A 21,976-nucleotide genomic window follows, 5' to 3' on the forward strand; every position below is an offset into this window, starting at 1 on the left:
TTATATGGTTGCTTTTAATTTGTATATCTACACATTTAACCATTAGCGAAAAAAATGGAGAAGAAATCTAATTTTTAATAAGATTTCTTCTCCGTCCTATTGTATAAATCACATACGATTATCGTAATCAATGTAAGAAATGTTAACTATTATTCTAAATTAGCATGATTTCGTTGCATTGTTTCTTCATCGACTTTAAGTTCTTTCATTAAATCAAGTACGATACTGTCTAGAAAAACTTGTGCAGCTTGTTCGAAAAGGCTTCCTAAGAGTTGTGATGATCCCTCTGCGTCATACTTTGTTCCAGCAGGCAATTCTATCACTGTATTAGCAAGTGCTCCAATAGCTGAACTTGGGTTTGTGGATAATAACACAACTTCTGCATCTACCGACTTAGCTTTTTCCACTAATAATCTCAAATGTTCCGTTGAACCTGAGCCTGAAATAACGATAAACAAATCATTTTCAGTAATCGAAGGTGTTGTCGATTCACCAATAACGTAGGCGTATTTTCCAAGCTGGTTCAAGCGCATCGCAAAGCTATTCGCTACAAACCCTGAACGTCCTTTGCCTGCTACAAATACATGATTTGCTTTAATCACTTGTGATAAAAACGCCTGTGCTTCACTATCTCTCACGTGTGAAAGTGTATGATCTAATTCATCTAAGATTAAACGATAATTTGTAATTTCAGTCATACTATCTGCCTTCAATCGCATCTTTACATTGTTTTGCAGCTGCTACTGGATCGTCTGCATTTGCGATACCGCCGCCAACGACAACTAAATCTGGCTCTTCTGCCACTACTTCCTTAATTGTATCAGGTTTAATACCACCAATTACTGCTACTTTAGAGTTTGTAATTACTGACTTCACCTGGCGTAAACTTTCCAATGGAGACTTGCCTTCAGCTTGTAAGTCATAACCAGTATGCACTGCGATATAATCTGCGCCTAATTCATCAAGTTCTTTAGCACGTTTTTGTAAATCTTGCACTGCAATCATATCCACTAATAATTCTTTATCATTTTTATGTGCTTCTTCTACTGCAGCTTTGATTGATGCATCTTCTGCAACTCCTAAAATAGTAACGACGTCAGCACCAAATTTAACCGCTTGGCTCACTTCATAATCTGCTGCATCCATAATTTTAAGGTCAGCTAACACTTTAACACCATCAATATTATCATTTAAATGTTGTACCGCTGGCAAACCTTCATTAATAACGATTGGCGTACCAATTTCTACGATATCTACATAATCTTTAACTTTATTTGCAAGCTCTGTAGCTTGCTCTTTATTTAATAAATCAATTGCTAGTTGTAATTCCAATATGATCATCCCTTCTTGAATTAATTATAGCCATGATATACATGAGCTAATTTACTTTATTTAAAAATTTACACATATACATGTTTACCCATTCAGAGATGATTTAAACTGAAAGTTTAAAAGCGTGGTGCCGCTTCATCGTCTACATAAATTTCTACATCTGGATGTGCGTGTAAAATTGTAGCAGGTACTTGTTTATCCACTTCATTTTTCGCTAATTGTTCTATTGCTGCCCTTTTTTTCTCGCCAAAAGCCAATAAAATAATTCTTTTTGCTTTCAAAATAGAAGCTAGACCCATTGACACAGCTTGTTTTGGCACTTCATCTTCATTATCAAAATAACGACTATTCGCGTTAATTGTACTTTCAGTCAAATTAACGACTTGAGTCGTACTATTCATATCTGTACCTGGCTCGTTAAAGCCGATATGACCATTTTCCCCAATACCTAAAATTTGAATATCTACTGGTCCTTGTTGGTTGATTAAATCTTCATATCTTTTAGTTTCCGCTGCTAAGTCATCTGCGTCACCGTTCGGGACATGAATCAAAGATTGCGTAAAATATGGATAACGCTCAAATAAAATATCATTCATATAACGGTGATAACTTTGTTCATGTGATGCCGACAATCCGACATATTCATCTAAATTAAATGTTTCGATACCTGAAACATCTAATTGGTTCTTTTTGAGCAAATCTACTAAAAATGCATACACATCAACCATAGTTCCACCTGTAGCTAAGCCTAATTTACTGTGTGATTGTTGGCTCATTTGTTTAAATAATTCACATGCAACATAAAATGAAGCATAGTCACGGGATCCTAAATTTGTAATTTTCATTTACCGTTGCCCTCCTTATGTCATTGATTTTTGTTTGCAACAAATAAAACATTATTATACTTCTTATTATACGTTTTTTCTATATTTTTTACAGAAAATGAATCCCCAATAATTTCCCATTATAAATTTCAAGCTCAAAATACCAAATGAGCAGACTGATACATTTTTCAAGGCTTTTTTAGTAAAATAGAAAGATAATCAAAATATTACGTACAAATCTAAGATAAAATTCATTTTCAGGTAGAAAATGTGTTTAAGTCAGTTTACACTAAAGGTTAGACTGATTATTTTCAATGACACTTGTTTAAAACAATTGATATCATAAAAGTTTTGGGGTTTGGAATCAAGGAGGCAAAAGTTTGGAACAAATAATTGATGAAAAAGTACAAATATTACTATCTTCATATGAAGATAAACCTGTGTATTTACATGTCGAAACGACTAACGGCGCATACGCTGCTCACTTTGACCAACGTGTATTTAACGCAGGCACTTTTTTAAGAAACATTCAAGTAACTTTTGAACATGCACAGCTTAAAGGCGGCAATAAAGACCCGTATCGCGTAGGATTAAAATTGAAAGATGGCGGTTGGGTCTATGTGCAAGGTTTAACACATTATGAAATAAATGAGCATGGTGAGTTTCTATTAGCTGGCTTTAATTATGAAGGACAATTGGCGGCAGCATTAGAAATAAGTACTCAACCATTTAACGCATAAGGAGGATGAATCATGACAGAGGAGAGCCATGTATTAGTTATTTTTCCACATCCAGATGATGAATCATTCTCATCTGCAGGCACATTAGCACGTTATATAGATAACGGCGTACCAGTCACATACGCTTGTTTAACACTAGGTCAAATGGGACGAAATTTAGGTAATCCACCATTTGCCACACGTGAATCTTTACCAGATATTCGTGAAAAAGAATTAGAGAATGCAATGGAAGCAATTGGTATAACTGATTTACGTAAAATGGGTTTGCGTGACAAAACGGTAGAATTTGAACCACATGATGAAATGGACGAGATGATAAAATCATTAATCGATGAATTAAACCCATCAGTGATCATTTCATTCTATCCTCAATTCGCAGTGCATCCTGACCATGAAGCTACTGCAGAAGCAGTTGTTAGAACTGTTGGACGCATGAAAGCAGCGGAAAGACCCCGTCTACAACTTGTTGCATTTAGTAATGACGCACCCGAAAAATTAGGTGAACCAGACATTCTAAATGAGATCAGTGATTATAAAGAAGTTAAACTTCGTGCATTTGAAGCGCACGCATCTCAAACAGGGCCATTTTTGAAACAACTTGCTACACCTGATGTATCTGGAGAAGCGCAAAGCTTTTTAGAAGTTGAACCTTATTGGACTTATAACTTTGAATCTTAAGTGGAGGCAATATCATGACAGAATTTGATTTATCAACTCGAGAAGGTCGATGGAAACATTTTGGCTCTGTTGACCCAATCGAAGGGACAAAACCAACCGTTAAAGAAGAAATGAAAGATTTACAAAGCACAAACAAAAATTTCTTGTTTGAAATTGAAGAAGTAGGTATTAAAAATCTTGTATATCCGGTATTAGTAGATCGTTTTCAAACAGCTGGAAATTTCAGTTTTTCAACAAGTCTTAATCAAGATGAAAAAGGTATTAACATGAGTCGTATCTTAGAAAGTGTTGAAAAGCATTATGACAATGGTATTGAATTAGATTTCGATTCTTTATATCGTCTTTTACGAAGTTTGCAAGAACGCATGGAACAAAACGCTGCCGGACTTGATGTATCAGCTAAATGGTTCTTTGATCGTCATAGCCCAATTACAAATATTAAAGCTGTAGGTCATGCAGATGTAACTTATGGTATGGCTATAGATAAAGAAAACGTTACACGTAAAGAAATTACACTTCAAGTCGCAGTGACAACACTTTGCCCTTGCTCAAAAGAAATCAGCGAATACTCAGCACATAACCAACGTGGTATTGTAACTGTTAAAGCTTATTTAAGTAAAGACGCTAATTTAACAGATGATTATAAAGAAAAAATCTTAGATGCCATAGAAGCCAATGCAAGCTCCATACTTTACCCTATATTAAAACGTCCAGATGAAAAAAGTGTTACAGAACACGCTTATGAAAACCCTAGATTTGTCGAAGACTTAATCCGTCTGATTGCTGCAGATTTAGTCGATTTTGATTGGATTGAAGGTTTTGACATTGAATGTAGAAATGAAGAATCAATTCATCAACATGATGCTTTTGCAAAATTAAAATACAGAAGATAACGCTATGAAATAAAATGGATGATAAGTGGAAAATATTTTTAGAGTCGACTATATCGACTCATATTATTATGCATCAATAACGATATATGAAAAGTGACGCTTTAGAAGACATCATTTTTATAGACTATCAGAGACCCAGCTGGGTCTCTTTTTTTATTTAATGCATTGCAATATTAAATATAAGGTTTAAAATTTTATAGCAAATATCCCAAAATGACACCTTATTATAAAATATTAATAACCATAACTCTATTTACAATGAGTAACAATATGAACTATATATGTCTTACTAAAAATAAACGTCCCACCCATATAAACATACTTAAATAAGACTACTTTGAACAACAATTATACGCGGCGTAGGATATTTTTAGACAATATGTATCTTCAAATTGGGAATTTTTGGAATACCAACATAGGGTTTCTATTTTTATTGTAGTGTACGCCAACAGTTAAATTTAAAATTTCAACTGTTGAGACTTGACTCCTTTTGAACAGAAAAACATTTTAATTTTGTATACGGATATGGGTGTCCCATTTCTTAACCCTTATTTAATCTACTTTCAAAATATTTTGTCAATGTAAATATTGCACTATATAAATTAATTTTTCTCCCAATCATTAATCAAATGTATAATAGTAAAATTTTAATGGTTCATTTAAAAATATTACTACTAAATACGGCCATATATAACTAATTATAAAATATTGTGTATTAACTGTTAAATTTTATTAATGTTCTATATACAATTTTCATATTAAAATAATGACTGTAGTAGTTTGAAATTAATTTTTATTTGATGTAAGTGGTGAAAAAGACAAAATGGATTACAATTTAAATATATATTATACTACGCATGCCCCGCTTAACCAATTAAGCAAACGACACTGCTTCAATATTTTTTTAATATTAGAAGGCACTTTAATCATTTTAAAAAACAATACTTTTCATCATTTTAAAGTGGGCGATATATTTCATATCCACGACTACGAATGCGTTAAACATATCTCTTTTAATGGCACTTTAATTTGCTTATCTATCAATAATTTTTATTATTATCAGTGCAGCTCTCACCAAAACGATAAAAATAATACATATATCCCAGAGAAATACGATTTACACATCCAATTTTCCGATATGATTAAGGCGATTCAACATAAATCCAACCACCGTTTTAATCAATCCATCAATCGATTAATCAAAAGTATTTATGTTTTAGATTATGGCGCTTCTCAATACACTGAAATTCAAAATAATTATAAACATCGTTTAATTAAAGACGTGGTTCATTATGTAAACACACATTTAACCACGAAAGTCTCTTGCCAACAAATCGCTAATCAATTTTTTGTAAATAATAGTTTTTTATCAAGAGAATTTTCAGCATTGATGGGTTGCCAACTATCTAACTATATAACGTCTTCTAAAATCCACGCTTCCATTTGTGATTTACTTGAAGGCGATCAATTAAATACAATACAACAGCGTTATGGTTTTCGTACTCAAGATGATTATTGCTATCTTTTTAAACGTTTTATAGGTTATCAACCTTCTGAGATTCATAAGTATAGAAACCCATGGCGTGATATCCAACACATAACATTCGATTTCAATCATCGTTATCAAACTAAGGTGTAAATGTCATTTTAAAAAGGGTGTGATAATATGAACACAATTATTTATGAAGAAAAAAGAGGTCTCATAAATAAAGTAGTAAAACAGAATTTGAACCTTACTATATCTGAGATTATTATTTTAGATAAATTACGCTACCTTAATAAACGCAAAATGAACGCATTAGATTTAAAGAAACAATTACAAGTTCAAAACTCACCTATCTCTATGCAAATCAACCATTTCATAGAACTCAATCTTTTAAAAAAATCAAGAGACCAATACGATGAAAGATGTATCTACTTACACGACATCGACTTAGAAAAAATCAAACACATTATTGAACAATACCATTTAATTGTTGATTCAATGCTTCATTCGTCATCTTAATTAACATACCAAAAAGGAGAGCATATAAAATGACTTTGATTTTATATGCTCTCCTTTAAAAACTTGATTATTTTCCATAAAAAAATAGATATGCTATTATCCGTTTTAATATCACTGCAACCTAATGCGTAATGGATATGCTATACGTGCTATTTCAAGTGTTCATATGGACTATTATTCGCAAAAGCAATGATTTGTTCCACAAATAATCTCGCGCGTAATTGAAATTCTTCATTATCTAAATAATATGTAGCATCATCCAATTTATTATAATCTGTATCATGCGTCGCAATTTGTGTTGGCACTGCAATTCCAAGTAACGAACGTACAATCAGACGTAAATGGGATAGTGGTTCAGCACTTACAATGCCACCACTGTTCCCTATTAAGCCAACTGGTTTCATTTTAAAGTCATCCATCGTTAAATGGTCTAGTGCGTTTTTTAAAATACCAGAATACGACCCATGATAATTTGGTGTACCTAAAACAAAGAAATCTGCTTCTCTAGCTTTAGTTTGTAGCATTTTCAAGTTATTTTTATATACTTCACTTGGCTTAGATACGCCAGAAACATCAAGTTGATGAATGGGTTGCTCTGCCAGATCAAATATTTCCGCTTCAAAAGATTGGTCTTTAAAATGACCTTTCAAATAATGAGCCAGTGCATTAGTATGAGAGCCCATTTTAGCACTACCAACAATGATTAATCCTTTCATTCCCTCTTTCACCTCATGCTATATTTTGTTGTTTTCTTTAAGTAACGTCATAATTGCTTTTCCTACACCACTGTGTTCATTAGAATCTGTTTGGTATTTCGCAATCGCTTTGACTTCTGGCGCTGCATTATCCATAGCGACTGAATAGCCGACACGCTCTAACATAGATACATCATTCATGTTATCACCAATCGCCATAACATTTTCCATATCAATATTCAGGCGTTCTGCAATCGTGTTTAATGCGATGCCTTTTTGAGCATCTGAATGTGTAATTTCAATATTCCCCCTAGAAGAAGAAGAAACTGCTAAACTTCCAGATTGCGCTAAAATTTCACTAACTCGATCAATTTTTTCTAAATCACTATCAAATGCTAATATTTTCATGACGATTTCACCTGGAGTATCCTCAATTTTGTCGTAATTATCAACAACTTTTAAAGTCCCGTTATCTATACGTTTTTGAATACCATTTTTTATTTTTTCAACATCAGCCTCTTGACCCGCGCGTTGAGCGATATCAATATAAATTTCTAAGTCACGTAATGGGTTTTCTGTGTAAATACCCAAATTAGTATATACTTGGTAAAAAATATTTTCTTTATTTAGTTCATCAGTAATTCGATTAATGAGTTCTCTATTTAAATTTGAAGTACTCATAATATTAAATGATTCATCTCGTACTTCTGCACCATTCAAACATATATAGGGCACTTTTAAATCAGTTTGATTGATTGGTGCATTGGCTTCATAAAATGCACGCCCAGTAGCGATAACTACCGTAATACCGTGTGATTGTGCATATTTGATAGCTCGAATATTTTCATCTGATATTTCGTGCGCAGCGTTCAATAATGTACCATCCATGTCTGTTGCAATTAAATTTATCATTTATTTACCCCGTTTCTTCTATATCTCAAAATTACACATTTATCATTTGCCACAATTTTGTAACACATTTCATATTCTACCAAATGTTTCATTATTTGTATTATCCTCTGTTCGTATGATTTTTTTCTTTTGTCTAATATCTTTAAAAAATGCTTTTAACAATTCACTACATTCTTCTTCTAATATGCCGGTTTTAACGTTTGCTCGATGGTTAAATCTAGATTCCTGTAAGAGGTCCATAAGACTCCCTGCACAGCCACCTTTTGGGTCCTTTGCTCCGTATATGACTTCAGGAATACGACTCATCACTATAGAACCTGAACACATTACACAAGGTTCCAAAGTAATATAAAGTTTACACCCTTCTAATCTCCAACTTTTAAGATATTGAGATGCCTTTTGAATAGCGATATGTTCAGCATGTGCTGTAGGGTTTTGAGTACTTTCTCGCAAATTGTGTGCTCGTGAAATCACTTCTCCATCTCTCACAATAATTGCTCCAATCGGTACTTCTCCGATATTGGCAGCCTTTTTAGCCTCTTCAATCGCTATTTTCATATAAAATTGGTCAGTTAACATGTGTCTATCACCTCACATATGGTACAATATTTATTGTCTATTTTAACATTGGAGCGGTAAAAACATGAAAAAACAATTTATTGCTGTAGAAGGCCCGATTGGCGTCGGTAAATCTTCGTTAGCACATAAACTTAGCCAAACTTTTAATTATTATGAAGAAAAAGAAATTGTAAACGAAAACCCCTTTTTATCTGATTTCTATGAAGATATCTCCAAGTGGAGCTTCCAAACAGAAATGTTCTTTTTATGCAATCGTTATAAACAATTTCAAGATCTTGCATCAATTTCTACTGGCATCGTCAGTGACTATCATATTTATAAAAATAAAATATTTGCAAATAACACTTTAACTCCTACTGAATTTAGCAAGTTTTCAAGAATTTATGATATTTTAACTGAAGACTTAGAAATGCCTAATATCATCATCTTTTTAGATGCTGATTTAGAAGTTTTAAAAAAACGTATTGCATTACGTAATCGTAGTTTCGAACACCAGATCGAAGATGACTATTTGCTTAATCTAAAACGAGATTACAATGCCTATTATAGTTCATTAGAAGCAGACGGCGAGCGCGTTATTCACATAGATACAACTGATTTAGACTTTATGAAACAAGAAAATGATTATAACTATATATTAAACTTAGTGAAACCATTGATCGGAGGAAATGAGCATGAATAAATACGGTATACCTCAAGATGCTGTAATTACAATCGCTGGTACAGTCGGCGTTGGTAAATCTACATTAACCAAGGCATTAGCTAAAAGGTTAAATTTCAGAACATCTTTTGAAAATGTAGACCAAAATCCCTATCTAGATAAATTTTATAATGACTTTGAACGTTGGAGCTTTCATTTACAAATTTACTTTTTAGCGGAACGTTTTAAAGAACAAAAACGTATGTTTGAATACGGTGGCGGCTTTATCCAAGATCGCTCTATCTATGAAGACGTGGACATCTTTGCTAAAATGCATGAAGAACAAGGCACTATGAGCCCAGAGGACTTCAATACGTATTCAGAATTATTTAATGCAATGGTCATGACTCCTTACTTCCCTAAACCAGATGTGCTTATCTACTTAGAATGTGACTATGACGAAGTCATTGATCGTATTAAACAACGTGGCCGTCAAATGGAAATTGAAACGGATCCTGAATATTGGCAGAAATTATTTCAACGTTATGAAGATTGGATTAGTGAATTCAATGCTTGTCCAGTCGTTAGAGTAAATATCAATGAGTATGATTTACATTCAAATCCCGAATCGTTAAACCCAGTGATTGATAAGATCCGTCATATCATTGATACTTATCGTAGTGTTGACCAACGCTAGTTTGGTTAATTAAACACATCCGACAGCTATTCACAATTCGGATTCAAATATGTTATAAACCATAGCTAACGTAATACAGATGTATATTGATTTTATGGTTCCTAACGTTCTTTGCCAATACTTGGTGAGAGAAGCAGAAACCATATTTTTATAAAATAATTTTGTTGTTCTACTTTGGCAAAAATGACTAGAAAAAATATAAACGCTGCTAAGATTGCGAGCTACAATTCATATGTAGTGTGCTATTAGAGCCCAGTAGACTACATAAACTTAGACTCATGCATAAGTGCTACTAAGCTTCGTAAATGAAGAAGTAGCACTTTATTATATTTTCATTTCAGTCATCTGCTGCTGATATCATAAGCAATGTCAAAACATTGCTTATTTTTGAACCTCTTTTTATTTAAACAGCGTAAATATGCTATAACTGATGCAAAAGCATAGACTTGCATTTACTCTATATGATTTCTATAAATAATTTTTTCTATTTCATCTTCATCAACGTATTTACTAAAATAATATTCATCTGTTTGACTGAGTCCAAATGCACTTGCTTTATCTTCGTCTTCTGTGCCTATATACAATTGGCCATCCACGTCTTGGTACAAGTCAAATATGGCACCACTATATCTCGCTTCTTGATAGAGTTCATACAATTCATCAATATCATCTCTTGCTACATGTTTGTAATATAAAGTGTGCGTCGTGTGACGATTGGTTTGCGCTTCAAAACCAAATGCCGTCGCTTGTTCATCTTCAGTTACTAATAACACTTCATTACTTACGATTTCTACAACTTTATAAATTTTTCCGCGATAATCTGCATATTTCCCATCAATCATTCAATCACCCCCATACGTTTCAAATAAAAAAATCATAATATACGTTACGTATATTATGACATATTTTATATACCTATCCTATTATTTTAATACATCTACAATATCATTTACATTGTCAAAAATGTAATCTGCTTTAGCAAATTCTTCTTCTAACCCAACGCCTGTTAAAACCGCAATTTTTAAGCCTAATTGTGCATTTACACCTGTTTGAATATCGTTAGCAGTATCCCCGACAATAGCAACATCTTTAGGATCTACTTCATATCTATAAAATAGCGAATTGAGTACTTCTGGGTTTGGTTTTTCTACTGCATCTGCTTCTGTAGAAATTACAATATCAAAAAAACGCTCAAATTGTGTATATTCTAAAAATTGTTCTACGCCCTTTTTAGAATCGCTTGTAACAATTCCCATTTTATAGCCTCTTTGTTGAAGTGTTTCTAAAGTTTCGTTAATTCCTTCTACTAATACATTTTCTGGGACTCTATTATCAACAAGTGTTTGGCTCCTTTGTTGTGCCCACTGCGTCACATCTTGATTTGCAATTTTACAAAATGCTTTAACCATCTCGTCTAATGCGCCCGACGCCATAATTGTCCCAGGTTGGATTTCACCGTCTACTACACCTAAATATGCATAACTTTCATCAATATTATTAATATCTTCTTTATATTTTTCCATAAAATCTTCTACTAATTGTAGTCCTATTTTCATCCAACTACGATCAAAATAGATAATTGTGCCATCTTTATCAAATAATATCCATTTCATGTTCTGAACAGCTCCTATGTATTAACAGTATGTATAATCTAATCTGCTTGTTTATTTTAATATAAAAATAGATTAAGGAACAAATTATGTACCTGATGCTAAGATTATTTACTGTGGTTTAAAATATTAACATCTCGGTAATGAGATATAGTAATAATAGCTAAAGAGGTGAAACCAATCATGTCAGATAAAAAAATTGAAGTCGAAACGATTTTTCGTGACCAGGATGGCGCCATTCCAAACAACGCTCAATATCCCTTATTATTATACAAAAATGTAATCAATGATGTGGACAGCCCTCTAGATATTTTAAAATTTAATAACTGGTTAAATACTTGGCGTGGGGGCATATTTCCAAAACATCACTATCATAGCAATACGCATGAAGTGTTAGTGGTTGTTTCAGGTAAAGCGACAGTTCAATTAGGTGGTGAAAATGGTCCTAAAACCGGTATTCAATATGGTGATGTTGTCATACTTCCAGCGGGATTCGGGCATAAACTTATTGATAGTCAAGACGCATTTGCTGTGATAGGTGCGTATCCAAACGGTGCTGATTATGACTTTTGTACTGGGCAACCGGATGAATGGCCTCAGAATTTAGAAAATATTAAAAGTGTAGGCTTACCTCAAACAGACCCAATATATGGCAATGATGGACCGCTATTTGGTTATTGGAAGTAATATTCTTTATAATTTCTGAATTTGTGTCGCATTGTTACATGTTATACAAAGATAATCTAACATGACTATGAGCTCAAACGTACCATTCATAAAAGCTATCTATTTAAATTAGCACCATATAAAATAATCAAATACCCATTCATTTTCCAATGAGATATCTGCTGCCTATATAAAATTCGAGGTTGAGACATTATTTTTATGCCCCAGCCTCGAATTTTGCATAACAATCGATTAGTTTTATATAAATTAATATCTAGGTACAACTACTCTCCAACCCTGTGGGTCTGCAAGTTTACCGCTTTGGATACCAGTATAATTGTCATATAAATCTTGTGTAATTTCACCTGTTTCGTTATTGTTAATAACGATTTCAGTGTCACCATATTTCAATTGACCTACTGGAGAAATAACTGCTGCAGTACCTGTACCAAATACTTCTGTCAGTTCACCTTTATGATGCGCTTCAATAAGTTCATCAATAGAAACGCGACGTTCTTCTACTTCATATCCTAAATTTTGTGCTAATTCAATTACTGTTTTACGCGTAATACCTGGCAAAATACTACCGTTTAATGCTGGTGTGACAAGTTTACCATTTTCTACAAAGAAGATATTCATGCTTCCTACTTCTTCTACATATTTTTGTTCCACACCATCTAACCACAATACTTGATCATATCCTTGCGCTGAGGCATTTGTTTGTGCTAATAAACTAGCAGCATAATTGCCTGCTACTTTAGCATGGCCTACGCCACCGCGTACTGCACGTACATATTCATCTTCCACATAAATTTTTGTTGGGCTTAATGATGCGCCACCATAGTATGAACCTGATGGAGATAAAATAATTAATAATTTATATGAATATGAAGGGCGGACGCCCAAGATACCTTCAGTAGCGAAAACATATGGACGTATGTATAATGACTGGCCTTCACCTTCTGGCACCCAATCACGTTCTATATCAACTAATTGTTTTAACCCTTCTAACAGTACCTCTTCATCAATTTTCGGCATATCCAAACGCGCCAATGAATTATTAATACGTTTAAAGTTCTCAGATGGACGGAATAGGTCTACTTCGCCATCATGTTTGTAAGCTTTCAAACCTTCAAATACTGCTTGGCCATAGTGTAATGCTTGAGCTGCTGGAGAAAGTTCAATTGGTCCGTAAGGCACAATCTTCAAATCATGCCATCCTTGATCAATATCGTAGTCGAAACTTAACATATAATCTGTGAAGTATTGTCCAAATCCTAATTGACTTGGATCTGGTTTTTCTTTAAGTGTTTCACGTTGCACAAAATTTATTTTTTCTGACATGACTATATCCTCCCAATGTTCTATTATTAAGTAATATAATAAAGTATATCAATCAGAATAGTTTCGTTCAATAATTTTCAAAAAATTTAAAAAATATTAATATGAAGTATGTTCACTATTTAAGCTTAATTTATAAGCTAAATGGAACATCAATATGACAAAATAAGCAAAACAAAAAACCGCTTTTTTCTAAATTAATTTCGTTGTCCAACCCACATCCCACAGGTGAAGCATCTTTCATATCTTGATATAAATACTTTAACAAATGGATTCAACTATTACTGATAACATAAAAAAACCTTCTAAAGTGCCAACTTTTTAACGTCTACTTTAGAAGGAGCATATCATTTGGCCTAGTCACTCATCCTATTGAGTGCTCACAGGCTTACCTTACTTTATCTTTTTTTGCAATTTCATTTAACATAACTTCAGTCATTTTATTTAAATCATATTTCGGGTTAAAGCCCCATTCTGCTCTTGCACAACTTATATCGATATTATTTGGCCAACTATCGGCAATATTCTGTCTTATAGGGTCTACTTCATAATCTAATTGAAACTCTGGATAATGCTCTCGAATTGCTTCTTTTACCATTTCAGGTTCGATACTCATCGCGCTTAAGTTATAAGCATTACGGTTAATCAATTTCACCCCATCTGCTTCCATTAATTGGATAATCGCATCAATTGCATCTTCCATATACATCATATCCATAAACGTGTCTTTAGCAATATAACTTGAATAGTGTCCTTCTCTAACTGCTTTAAAATAAATATCAACTGCATAATCTGTTGTGCCCCCACCTGGCTCTTTAATATGTGAAATTAAACCGGGGAATCTAACACTTCTTGTATCCACTCCAAATTTATCAAAGTAGTATTGGCATAATAACTCACCAGCAACTTTATTCACACCATACATAGACGTTGGTCGTTGGATTGTAACTTGTGGTGTGTTCACTTTTGGGGTCGAAGGGCCAAATGCACCGATAGAGCTAGGGGTAAAGAATTGTAAATGATATTCTCTAGCTACCTCTAAAGCATTCAATAAACCTCCCATATTTAAGTCCCATGCAAATTGAGGGTTTTTTTCAGCTGTTGCAGATAGTAACGCAGCCATATGCATAAATGTATCTGGCTTAAACGATTCTACAATTTGAGTCATATGATTTTTATCTGTAACATCTAAAATTTCAAAAGGACCCTGAGCAATAGCAGAATCAACGTCTGGCTCTCTAATGTCTGTAGCGAGCACATTATCATTCCCATATAATGTTCTACATTTGATAACGAGTTCTGTACCGATTTGACCTAAAGCACCTGTAATCATTATTTTTTTCATAATTAAAAACTCCCTTGTCTATTACAGAAACTGCAATGTATTTTCATAGTGGACAAATATCTAATATTTACATGTATTATATAATAAAAGCGCTTTTTTGTATACTATGTGTGTACAATATATGTAATTTTTCCTTTTATTTCTACGAATTGCTTTGCTTTTATTATTTTAACTATTTAATCTCCACTAAGAATAAGCAGCTATTGATATAACGCTTTATTGACATCCGTTTACTATTTTGGTATAAAGCAATCAAATATAGTATCTGGAGATGATGATATGTTGCATAACCATGCTGTATTATTAATACAAAGTAATGACTGTTTTTAGTTAAGATGCTTTGTTAAAAGTTTCTTTTCACAGAGCGTCTTTTTTGGTTTTAAAAATGAATGTGAAAGGAATTTTAAAATTGGAAAGACAAATCTATCCATATCAATTTAATGATATAAAAGTGCATATCGCGCATTTGTTTAGTGCCTATAAATCTGTTAATGACTTAAATACGATAGCATCCATAAAACAAATGACTAAAGAACAGATTTATAATACGTTTTATGAAACAGACGAGACAATTATTTATGCAGTTGAAAAATTAATGTATATGCAAATTTCAAAGGAGCAAGTAGAAAAAGTTTTAGAAACCTTACAAACTTATGTTATACCGTTTGAGCAACCATCAAATAAGCAAATAGAAAAAGTATTCCGCAAAATAAAAAAACTAAAAGCACCATTCATAAGTAACGAAGTACTTTTAGAAAGTACCTATATAGGTTGGAATGACCTAGCTTCCAACAGAAAATTCATAATCTACTATGATGCACAAGGTAGGTTTAACGGTTTTTATGGTGATATATCTCATCAAACTGTAAAGGGGTTTTGTGCTATTTGTAATAAAGAATCTAACGTGGCACTATTCATGCGTAAAACACGCACTTCAAGTGATGGACAATACACTAAAAAAGGGGACTATATTTGTTACGACAGTACAAAGTGTAACCAGCAGTTGTCGGATATAACGCAATTTTATCGTTTTATAAATAAAATACATGCTTAAACTATAATATTCAAACTAAGCTTACAAGCATCCGACCTAACATTTAATATTTAATCGTTTAAAGCAATGCGTTTTTAAAAATTCTATTTAACCTAAGTGGGAATAAACAGATGGAATCAAACTATCTATGTATGATTTCTAGTTCGTTCCCACTTTTTGTTTCAAAATCTAAGATTCATATTTGTGTTTTAATTTTTTAAGTAATTAATAAAAGTACGAATAGTCTGTTCATCAGCGCGATCGACATTTGTCAGCGCTGTAAAATATATATAATAATCAAAAGGAGAGCCAATGGGCAACATCTCAATTAAACCATTGAGGATAAAGGGATCATCCTCTAACATTAAGCTAGATACAATACTAACACCTAATCCTTCGGAAACAGTTTTAATAAGTACACTAGGATTATTTGTTCTAAAAACAATTTTTAAAGGCCCGTTTTCATTTTCATAAGTTTTAAAATTATCGTGGTAAAAATTCCGATCATATAGTACAAAAGGAAATTGTTTTATTGCTTCCATATCCACCGTATGTTTTAAAGCAAGTTTAGACTTTTTAGGCACGATTAACTTAAAATCTGTAGATAAGTTCAATGAATGTGACACGATATTCTGAGCAAATGTTTCATTTTCCGTTCTACCTATTAATCCAATATCTATTTCATTATTTTCAATCATTTTAATAATGTCTTGTCTATCACTTTCAAATACTTCTACCTCAATATGGGCGTAATCCTTCTTAAAATTTGATAAAGCTTTAGGTACTATTTTATTAAATAAAGTTGGTATAGTAGCTATTTTTATTGAACCTTTAATGTTACTATGTAACGCGTCTACTTCAGACAATAAATTTGTTTGTGCTTCTAAAATTTCTATAATCAAAGGTATTAACCGCTTACCTACTGTAGTCGGCAAAGTCCCCTTACGAGAACGATTAAAAATTTTATAACCTAATTCTGACTCTAGGTTTGCTATGGACTGGCTCATTGCAGATTGGCTAATATGCATAGCTTCAGATGCATGAATGATAGATTCTAATTCGTAAATCTTCTGGACATATGATAACTGCTCAAAATTCATTAAATCACCCTTTTGTATTAGTAAAACTTATATAAACTTCAAAAATTCTAATTATACATTAGCATCTGTTATTCATTATAATTAATGGTGGTCGAAAAATTCATATTAAAGGACGGTATTAAATATGTACGATAAACTCTGGTCAAAAGATTTTATCTTCATTACTATCACAAACTTTTTGATGTATTTAATACATTATACATTAATTGTCACTGTTACTATATTTACTATTGATAAATATCATGCTTCCGAAAGCATGGGCGGTCTAGCTGCCGGTATTTTTATTATAGGTATGTTGTTCGGACGTTTAGCTTCTGGTCGGGTGATTGATAGTCTGCAACCGAAAAAAGTATTACTATTTGGTGTTACGTTTTCAATTATTACTGTTGGGTTATACTTTGCGATTAATAGTTTACTTATCTTAATGATAGTTAGACTATTGCATGGCATTGCTTTCGGGTTATCTTCCACTGCTACAGGAACAATTTCATCAAGTATTATACCAGACAAACGTAAAGGCGAGGGTATTGGTTACTATGCACTAAGTGTAACAACTGCGTCTGCAATCGGTCCGTTCACTGGTATCCTTTTAAATCAACGGTTTGGTTTTGAGTCTATCTTTGTCGTAAGCTTAATTGTGATTATAATTGCTTTTGTCTTTTCATTATTGATTAAAGGGTTACCTAAACCAGAACCTTTAGAAGATGATGACGATTCAAGTACTAAAGGTATCAATGCTTATATCCAAAAAGAAGCATTACCTATTTCCTTTGTCGTTATATTCGTTGGTATTGCTTATTCCAGTGTCCTATCATTCTTAACTGTTTATACGGAACAAATAAACCTTGCCACAGCATCTAGTTTCTTCTTTATCATCTATGCAGTTAGTACCTTTGTCACACGCCCATTTACCGGTAAAATCTATGATAATTATGGTGAAAATAAAGTAATGTATCCTGTATTAATTAGCTTTATGCTAGGGCTTATATTATTAAGCGCAACACATACAAGTTTACTGTTACTCATCTCAGCTATATTTATTGGTATCGGTTACGGTACAATCATACCTAGCGCTCAAGCAATCGCTATACAGCAGTCACCTGTTGAGAAAATTGGACTTGCCACTTCTACTTTCTATATGTTTGCTGATTTCGGTGCAGGTATAGGGCCCTTTATTTTAGGTATTATGATTCCAATCATGGGTTATCGTAACTTATATGTAACAATGGCTATACTCATTATTATTTCCATTGTGTTTTACTTTATATTACATGGTAAAAAAGCTGCTAAAAATCCTAATTATTAATGCTAAACAAATTTAGCATATACTATAAACTCACAGAGTAGGGACGAGAATACGAAAACGAACCAATTTTTTATTGTTTCGCATTCTCGTCTTATTTTTATTTTGATATATCCGTATTTAATTCTATTCAAATCACGGCTAGACTAGCTTCAATTTCAGTTTTTTTCGCATCAAAATCATAATTGTATTGGTCTAATGCTTCCCCTGTTTCAGTAATATTTTTAATACTTTCCAACTGAAATTGCCAACCTGCAAAATCTAATGCCGTATGAGGAAATTCAAAGGGTAGATATTCATAAAAAATGAGCGCCACATATGAGGGGTGTTCGTATAATTCAAATCTCACTTTACCAATATCCCATGTAAACCCAATCACTTTATTTTCTTCAAAATGTGTAATGCGCATTTCTATATTTTCACTCTCAGCTATATGAAAATACATTTTTCCTCCGACGGCCCTTTCTTGAAATGATAATTGTGGAAACCATTGCTGTATACCCTCTGTAGTACTTAAATATTTGAAAATATGATGGGCTCCGTTACTAATGTTTACAGTTATCGTTTGATAAACACCTTGTTGATCTTTTGCGTATTGGATAGTCATAATATTACCTCCTTAACATCATATAGGGAATATAACATATAAGTATGATGACTCATTTCATATTCCCTGTCATTTTATTACAGTAACTTATACATTGCCTTTGGATTGTAATTGAGCCGATTTACTTTGTTAGCTCTATTTAAAATAATAGATTATTGTATGGATTGCATTTGATTAACCTTATTACATTAAATTAAAAGAATTGATAGAATTAATCGTATCTATATCGAATCTTTCATATTTGAGTAACATGGGATTATCTTTCTATTGTATCTATAACATTTCAATATCTATTAACCTTTTAGTATAATTAACCAATTTCCATGAAATTTTATTTATTAATAGTTTATAATAAACCTTCGCTTTTCATATACTTTACAATGATTTACAAGCTATAAATTATTACTATTTTTAAAATGTTCTATATACATTCTTTTACTGAATTTTCTAACTTTTACAAAAATTCAGTTGCTAAGTATTGATTTTATATCTTATTATAGATAACATTTATATATAAGTAACTTAAAATTTGAAGTAATAGATAGAGGAGATTAACCATGACAGAAAATAATGACTTAGCAACTTCAACTCAAGAAATTATGAAAGAAGCTTTACATAAATTAGGTTTTGACGATGGTATGTACGAACTTGTTAAAGAGCCTCTAAGATTTTTAGAGATCCGTATCCCCGTTCGGATGGATGATGGTACTGTTAAAACATTTAAAGGGTACCGAGCACAACATAATCAAGCTGTCGGTCCTACTAAAGGCGGCGTTCGCTTTCATCCTGATGTTAATGTAGAAGAAGTTAAAGCTTTATCGATGTGGATGACGATGAAATGCGGTATTACAAATTTACCATTTGGTGGTGGTAAAGGCGGCGTCATCTGTGACCCAAGAGAAATGAGTAATTTAGAACTTGAACGTTTATCACGAGGCTATGTCAAAGCAATCTCTCAATTTGTTGGACCAGCTAGTGATATCCCAGCTCCAGACGTGTATACTAACCCCCAAGTTATGTCTTGGATGATGGATGAATATAGTAAGATTAACCGTTCAAATGCGTTCGCATTTATTACTGGTAAACCACTATCTTTAGGTGGATCTCAAGGGCGTAATCGTGCTACAGCACTTGGCGCGGTTATCACAATTGAAGAAGCTGCCAAACGTAGAAATATGAGTATTGCAGGTTCTCGCGTTGCAATTCAAGGTTTTGGGAATGCTGGTAGTTTTATAGCTAAAATTTTACACGATAAAGGTGCCAAAATTGTTGCAATTTCCGAAAGTCGTGGTGCTTTATATGACCCCAATGGCCTAGACATAGAAAGTCTAATTGAGTTGAAAGCGCAACATGGTCGCGTAACACCATTATTTGATGAAGTCATTCCAAACGAAAAATTATTTGAAATCGATTGTGATATTTTGATCCCTGCTGCATTATCCAATCAAATTAATAAAGAAAATGCACATTTAATTAAAGCAAATATCGTTGCTGAAGCTGCAAACGGTCCAACAACTCCAGAAGCAACTAAAATATTAACGGATCGAGACGTCTTGATTATACCAGATGTCCTTGCAAGTGCGGGTGGCGTCACAGTTTCTTACTTCGAGTGGGTTCAGAATAATCAAGGCTATTATTGGTCAGAAGAAGATATCATTGTTAAACTTCAAGAAAAAATGGTGGAAGCCTTTAATAAAATTTATGACTTAGCAGAAAATAGGAAAATGGATATGCGCTTAGCTGCTTATGTAGTCGGTCTTAAACGTACTGCTGAAGCGACACGTTTCCGTGGTTGGGCATAATATTAAGCTTTTTATTATATTATTTTAAAACAAGCTGGTTCGGTGTTCGAATCAGCTTGTTTTTATATAAGCGCTTCATTTTCAAATTCACACTTCAAATAAAAAAATTATCTTAGTATTGAAATATTAGCATTTTCAAAAGTATTGAAAATTGAATTTTCTGAATTTATTTGAAATAAAAAACTATCCAATATATACTATTTACAACAAAGGGGTGTAAATACATTATGAAAAATAATATTTATGGTAATATACCATGTTTTTTAAATAGCAAAAATCTGACTTTAACAGATGATTTAAATACAGATGTCATTGTTTATGGTGCACCTTTTGAAGGTGAAAGTACCTGGGGTGACTATACTGGCGTCGAATTAGGCCCTAAACAAATTAGAGCGTGTTCGGCACGTTATAGTCAATATTTACCCGAATTAAACCATATAGATATAAGTGAACATTTAACTATCGGTGACGCCGGAGACGTGCCATTTGTCGCCCACAATAATAAAGAAAGTTACGAAAACATTGCTGATTTCACGAAAAGGTTATGGGAAAGCGAGAAATTTTTAGTCGGATTTGGTGGTGAACATGGCGTCACCTATCCTATTCTTAAATCTTTGGCAAAAACAGGCAAAAAAATAGGTATTATACATTTAGATGCACATTATGATAATATGCCTGATTATGAAGGTGAAAACTACGCACGAAACACGCCATTTATGAGATTGTATGAAACGGATGGTGTGCGTAATGAAAGTATTATTCACACTGGTATACATGGCCCTAGGAATAAACCAGAAACAGGACGCTACGCTCAAGAAGCTGGCGCAGTCACACTTACAATTAATGATATACGTGCAGCCAAAGACTTAAAAGCATATGCCAAAGCTATTTATGATCAAGCAAGTAAAGACGTAGATGTTGTTTACTTAACTATTTGTAGTGATGTATTAGACTTTGCATTTAATCCAGGTGGCCCTGTAGATGGCAATGGTCTAACTTCTTATGAATTATTAACGATGATTTATGAATTTGGCGCATTAGGTTTATGTGGCATGGATTATGTGGAAGTTTATCCGATGCAAGATGCAAATCAAAATTCTGCGCATTTTGTCTCAACAGCCGTGTTATATGTACTAGCTGGTCATGTAGCATATTTAAACAAAACGAAATAGCT

At 33.0% G+C, this 21,976-nt stretch carries 24 protein-coding genes; 12 read left to right on the forward strand and 12 right to left on the reverse strand.

The window, feature by feature from the left end; translation table 11 throughout:
* Positions 1–149: 149 nt before the first annotated feature.
* From hxlB to nagB, 3 genes are all read right to left on the reverse strand, one after another.
* On the reverse strand, positions 150–698 hold the full coding sequence (gene hxlB / locus BJG89_RS12220; RefSeq protein WP_096810863.1) for a 6-phospho-3-hexuloisomerase: 549 nt from the start codon (positions 696–698) through the stop codon (positions 150–152).
* A gap of 1 nt (position 699) precedes the next feature.
* Entirely contained in the window at positions 700–1,332 is a 633-nt protein-coding gene (gene hxlA / locus BJG89_RS12225; protein ID WP_096810864.1) for a 3-hexulose-6-phosphate synthase, read from the reverse strand.
* A 116-nt stretch (positions 1,333–1,448) separates the two neighbouring features.
* Complete coding sequence (nagB, locus tag BJG89_RS12230; protein WP_096810865.1) at positions 1,449–2,177, reverse strand: glucosamine-6-phosphate deaminase; 729 nt, start codon at positions 2,175–2,177, stop codon at positions 1,449–1,451.
* 359 nt (positions 2,178–2,536) lie between these two features.
* Here nagB and BJG89_RS12235 point away from each other — a divergent pair, with 359 nt between their 5' ends.
* From BJG89_RS12235 to BJG89_RS12255, 5 genes are all read left to right on the forward strand, one after another.
* Positions 2,537–2,896: a YojF family protein gene (locus tag BJG89_RS12235; protein WP_096810866.1), complete on the forward strand. Its 360-nt coding sequence runs from the start codon at positions 2,537–2,539 to the stop codon at positions 2,894–2,896.
* 12 nt (positions 2,897–2,908) lie between these two features.
* Complete coding sequence (bshB2, locus tag BJG89_RS12240; RefSeq protein WP_096810867.1) at positions 2,909–3,574, forward strand: bacillithiol biosynthesis deacetylase BshB2; 666 nt, start codon at positions 2,909–2,911, stop codon at positions 3,572–3,574.
* 14 nt (positions 3,575–3,588) lie between these two features.
* Positions 3,589–4,467: a GTP cyclohydrolase FolE2 gene (gene folE2 / locus BJG89_RS12245; RefSeq protein ID WP_096810868.1), complete on the forward strand. Its 879-nt coding sequence runs from the start codon at positions 3,589–3,591 to the stop codon at positions 4,465–4,467.
* A gap of 823 nt (positions 4,468–5,290) precedes the next feature.
* Positions 5,291–6,106 (forward strand): helix-turn-helix transcriptional regulator, encoded by an 816-nt coding sequence (locus BJG89_RS12250; protein ID WP_096810869.1) that lies wholly within the window; start codon positions 5,291–5,293, stop codon positions 6,104–6,106.
* 27 nt (positions 6,107–6,133) lie between these two features.
* Positions 6,134–6,472, forward strand: coding sequence for a transcriptional regulator, SarA/Rot family (locus BJG89_RS12255; RefSeq protein ID WP_096810870.1), 339 nt, complete (start codon positions 6,134–6,136; stop codon positions 6,470–6,472).
* Positions 6,473–6,621: 149 nt separating this feature from the next.
* Here BJG89_RS12255 and BJG89_RS12260 read toward each other — a convergent pair whose 3' ends face one another.
* From BJG89_RS12260 to tadA, 3 genes are all read right to left on the reverse strand, one after another.
* Positions 6,622–7,188: an NADPH-dependent FMN reductase gene (locus tag BJG89_RS12260; protein WP_096810871.1), complete on the reverse strand. Its 567-nt coding sequence runs from the start codon at positions 7,186–7,188 to the stop codon at positions 6,622–6,624.
* Between the two features lie 18 nt (positions 7,189–7,206).
* Positions 7,207–8,079 carry a Cof-type HAD-IIB family hydrolase gene (locus tag BJG89_RS12265; protein WP_096810872.1) on the reverse strand — a complete coding sequence of 291 codons (873 nt, stop codon included), beginning with the start codon at positions 8,077–8,079 and terminating at the stop codon, positions 7,207–7,209.
* A 69-nt stretch (positions 8,080–8,148) separates the two neighbouring features.
* The gene (tadA, locus tag BJG89_RS12270; RefSeq protein ID WP_096810873.1) at positions 8,149–8,658 is read right to left on the reverse strand and encodes a tRNA adenosine(34) deaminase TadA; all 510 of its coding nucleotides are present in this window, start codon (positions 8,656–8,658) and stop codon (positions 8,149–8,151) included.
* Positions 8,659–8,722: 64 nt separating this feature from the next.
* On the opposite strand from tadA, the gene BJG89_RS12275 reads away from it, so the two are divergent.
* Both BJG89_RS12275 and BJG89_RS12280 read left to right on the forward strand, forming a co-directional pair.
* Entirely contained in the window at positions 8,723–9,340 is a 618-nt protein-coding gene (locus tag BJG89_RS12275) for a deoxynucleoside kinase (RefSeq protein WP_096810874.1), read from the forward strand.
* Positions 9,333–9,995, forward strand: coding sequence for a deoxynucleoside kinase (locus BJG89_RS12280; RefSeq protein ID WP_096810875.1), 663 nt, complete (start codon positions 9,333–9,335; stop codon positions 9,993–9,995). The genes BJG89_RS12275 and BJG89_RS12280 overlap by 8 nt, the downstream gene beginning before the upstream one ends.
* Positions 9,996–10,447: 452 nt before the next feature.
* On the opposite strand, the gene BJG89_RS12285 is transcribed toward BJG89_RS12280, so the two are convergent.
* Complete coding sequence (locus BJG89_RS12285) at positions 10,448–10,837, reverse strand: hypothetical protein (RefSeq protein WP_096810876.1); 390 nt, start codon at positions 10,835–10,837, stop codon at positions 10,448–10,450.
* Positions 10,838–10,918: 81 nt separating this feature from the next.
* Positions 10,919–11,608 (reverse strand): HAD family hydrolase, encoded by a 690-nt coding sequence (locus tag BJG89_RS12290; protein ID WP_096810877.1) that lies wholly within the window; start codon positions 11,606–11,608, stop codon positions 10,919–10,921.
* 180 nt (positions 11,609–11,788) lie between these two features.
* Between BJG89_RS12290 and BJG89_RS12295 the strand changes: the two genes are divergently transcribed.
* Positions 11,789–12,292, forward strand: a complete 504-nt coding sequence (locus tag BJG89_RS12295; RefSeq protein ID WP_096810878.1) for a cupin domain-containing protein — start codon at positions 11,789–11,791, stop codon at positions 12,290–12,292.
* Positions 12,293–12,538: 246 nt separating this feature from the next.
* On the opposite strand, the gene BJG89_RS12300 is transcribed toward BJG89_RS12295, so the two are convergent.
* Positions 12,539–13,615 carry a branched-chain amino acid aminotransferase gene (locus BJG89_RS12300; protein ID WP_096810879.1) on the reverse strand — a complete coding sequence of 359 codons (1,077 nt, stop codon included), beginning with the start codon at positions 13,613–13,615 and terminating at the stop codon, positions 12,539–12,541.
* A gap of 385 nt (positions 13,616–14,000) precedes the next feature.
* Positions 14,001–14,957 carry an NAD-dependent epimerase/dehydratase family protein gene (locus tag BJG89_RS12305; RefSeq protein WP_096810880.1) on the reverse strand — a complete coding sequence of 319 codons (957 nt, stop codon included), beginning with the start codon at positions 14,955–14,957 and terminating at the stop codon, positions 14,001–14,003.
* A 409-nt stretch (positions 14,958–15,366) separates the two neighbouring features.
* Here BJG89_RS12305 and BJG89_RS12310 point away from each other — a divergent pair, with 409 nt between their 5' ends.
* On the forward strand, positions 15,367–16,011 hold the full coding sequence (locus BJG89_RS12310; protein WP_096811240.1) for a FusB/FusC family EF-G-binding protein: 645 nt from the start codon (positions 15,367–15,369) through the stop codon (positions 16,009–16,011).
* Positions 16,012–16,199: 188 nt separating this feature from the next.
* Here BJG89_RS12310 and BJG89_RS12315 read toward each other — a convergent pair whose 3' ends face one another.
* Entirely contained in the window at positions 16,200–17,090 is an 891-nt protein-coding gene (locus tag BJG89_RS12315; protein ID WP_096810881.1) for a LysR family transcriptional regulator, read from the reverse strand.
* A gap of 124 nt (positions 17,091–17,214) precedes the next feature.
* Between BJG89_RS12315 and BJG89_RS12320 the strand changes: the two genes are divergently transcribed.
* Complete coding sequence (locus BJG89_RS12320) at positions 17,215–18,396, forward strand: MFS transporter (RefSeq protein ID WP_096810882.1); 1,182 nt, start codon at positions 17,215–17,217, stop codon at positions 18,394–18,396.
* A 127-nt stretch (positions 18,397–18,523) separates the two neighbouring features.
* On the opposite strand, the gene BJG89_RS12325 is transcribed toward BJG89_RS12320, so the two are convergent.
* Positions 18,524–19,000 (reverse strand): SRPBCC domain-containing protein, encoded by a 477-nt coding sequence (locus BJG89_RS12325; protein ID WP_096810883.1) that lies wholly within the window; start codon positions 18,998–19,000, stop codon positions 18,524–18,526.
* Between the two features lie 557 nt (positions 19,001–19,557).
* Between BJG89_RS12325 and BJG89_RS12330 the strand changes: the two genes are divergently transcribed.
* Together BJG89_RS12330 and BJG89_RS12335 are read left to right on the forward strand one after the other, a co-directional pair.
* On the forward strand, positions 19,558–20,802 hold the full coding sequence (locus tag BJG89_RS12330; protein ID WP_096810884.1) for a Glu/Leu/Phe/Val family dehydrogenase: 1,245 nt from the start codon (positions 19,558–19,560) through the stop codon (positions 20,800–20,802).
* A 227-nt stretch (positions 20,803–21,029) separates the two neighbouring features.
* Positions 21,030–21,974, forward strand: coding sequence for an agmatinase family protein (locus BJG89_RS12335; RefSeq protein WP_096810885.1), 945 nt, complete (start codon positions 21,030–21,032; stop codon positions 21,972–21,974).
* Positions 21,975–21,976 lie beyond the last annotated feature (2 nt).

The organism is Staphylococcus nepalensis (assembly GCF_002442935.1).
In the GTDB taxonomy this organism is placed as follows: domain Bacteria; phylum Bacillota; class Bacilli; order Staphylococcales; family Staphylococcaceae; genus Staphylococcus; species Staphylococcus nepalensis.

Coding starts and splice junctions, on each gene's coding strand:
- BJG89_RS12265 (WP_096810872.1), bottom strand. CDS start 8,079: ATGATAAATTTAATTGCAACAGACATGGATGGTACATTATTGAACGCT.
- BJG89_RS12335 (WP_096810885.1), top strand. CDS start 21,030: ATGAAAAATAATATTTATGGTAATATACCATGTTTTTTAAATAGCAAA.
- nagB (WP_096810865.1), bottom strand. CDS start 2,177: ATGAAAATTACAAATTTAGGATCCCGTGACTATGCTTCATTTTATGTT.
- folE2 (WP_096810868.1), top strand. CDS start 3,589: ATGACAGAATTTGATTTATCAACTCGAGAAGGTCGATGGAAACATTTT.
- hxlB (WP_096810863.1), bottom strand. CDS start 698: ATGACTGAAATTACAAATTATCGTTTAATCTTAGATGAATTAGATCAT.
- BJG89_RS12275 (WP_096810874.1), top strand. CDS start 8,723: ATGAAAAAACAATTTATTGCTGTAGAAGGCCCGATTGGCGTCGGTAAA.
- BJG89_RS12330 (WP_096810884.1), top strand. CDS start 19,558: ATGACAGAAAATAATGACTTAGCAACTTCAACTCAAGAAATTATGAAA.
- BJG89_RS12290 (WP_096810877.1), bottom strand. CDS start 11,608: ATGAAATGGATATTATTTGATAAAGATGGCACAATTATCTATTTTGAT.
- BJG89_RS12315 (WP_096810881.1), bottom strand. CDS start 17,090: ATGAATTTTGAGCAGTTATCATATGTCCAGAAGATTTACGAATTAGAA.
- bshB2 (WP_096810867.1), top strand. CDS start 2,909: ATGACAGAGGAGAGCCATGTATTAGTTATTTTTCCACATCCAGATGAT.
- BJG89_RS12320 (WP_096810882.1), top strand. CDS start 17,215: ATGTACGATAAACTCTGGTCAAAAGATTTTATCTTCATTACTATCACA.
- BJG89_RS12285 (WP_096810876.1), bottom strand. CDS start 10,837: ATGATTGATGGGAAATATGCAGATTATCGCGGAAAAATTTATAAAGTT.
- BJG89_RS12280 (WP_096810875.1), top strand. CDS start 9,333: ATGAATAAATACGGTATACCTCAAGATGCTGTAATTACAATCGCTGGT.
- BJG89_RS12255 (WP_096810870.1), top strand. CDS start 6,134: ATGAACACAATTATTTATGAAGAAAAAAGAGGTCTCATAAATAAAGTA.
- BJG89_RS12295 (WP_096810878.1), top strand. CDS start 11,789: ATGTCAGATAAAAAAATTGAAGTCGAAACGATTTTTCGTGACCAGGAT.
- BJG89_RS12305 (WP_096810880.1), bottom strand. CDS start 14,957: ATGAAAAAAATAATGATTACAGGTGCTTTAGGTCAAATCGGTACAGAA.
- tadA (WP_096810873.1), bottom strand. CDS start 8,658: ATGTTAACTGACCAATTTTATATGAAAATAGCGATTGAAGAGGCTAAA.
- BJG89_RS12250 (WP_096810869.1), top strand. CDS start 5,291: ATGGATTACAATTTAAATATATATTATACTACGCATGCCCCGCTTAAC.
- BJG89_RS12260 (WP_096810871.1), bottom strand. CDS start 7,188: ATGAAAGGATTAATCATTGTTGGTAGTGCTAAAATGGGCTCTCATACT.
- BJG89_RS12325 (WP_096810883.1), bottom strand. CDS start 19,000: ATGACTATCCAATACGCAAAAGATCAACAAGGTGTTTATCAAACGATA.
- BJG89_RS12300 (WP_096810879.1), bottom strand. CDS start 13,615: ATGTCAGAAAAAATAAATTTTGTGCAACGTGAAACACTTAAAGAAAAA.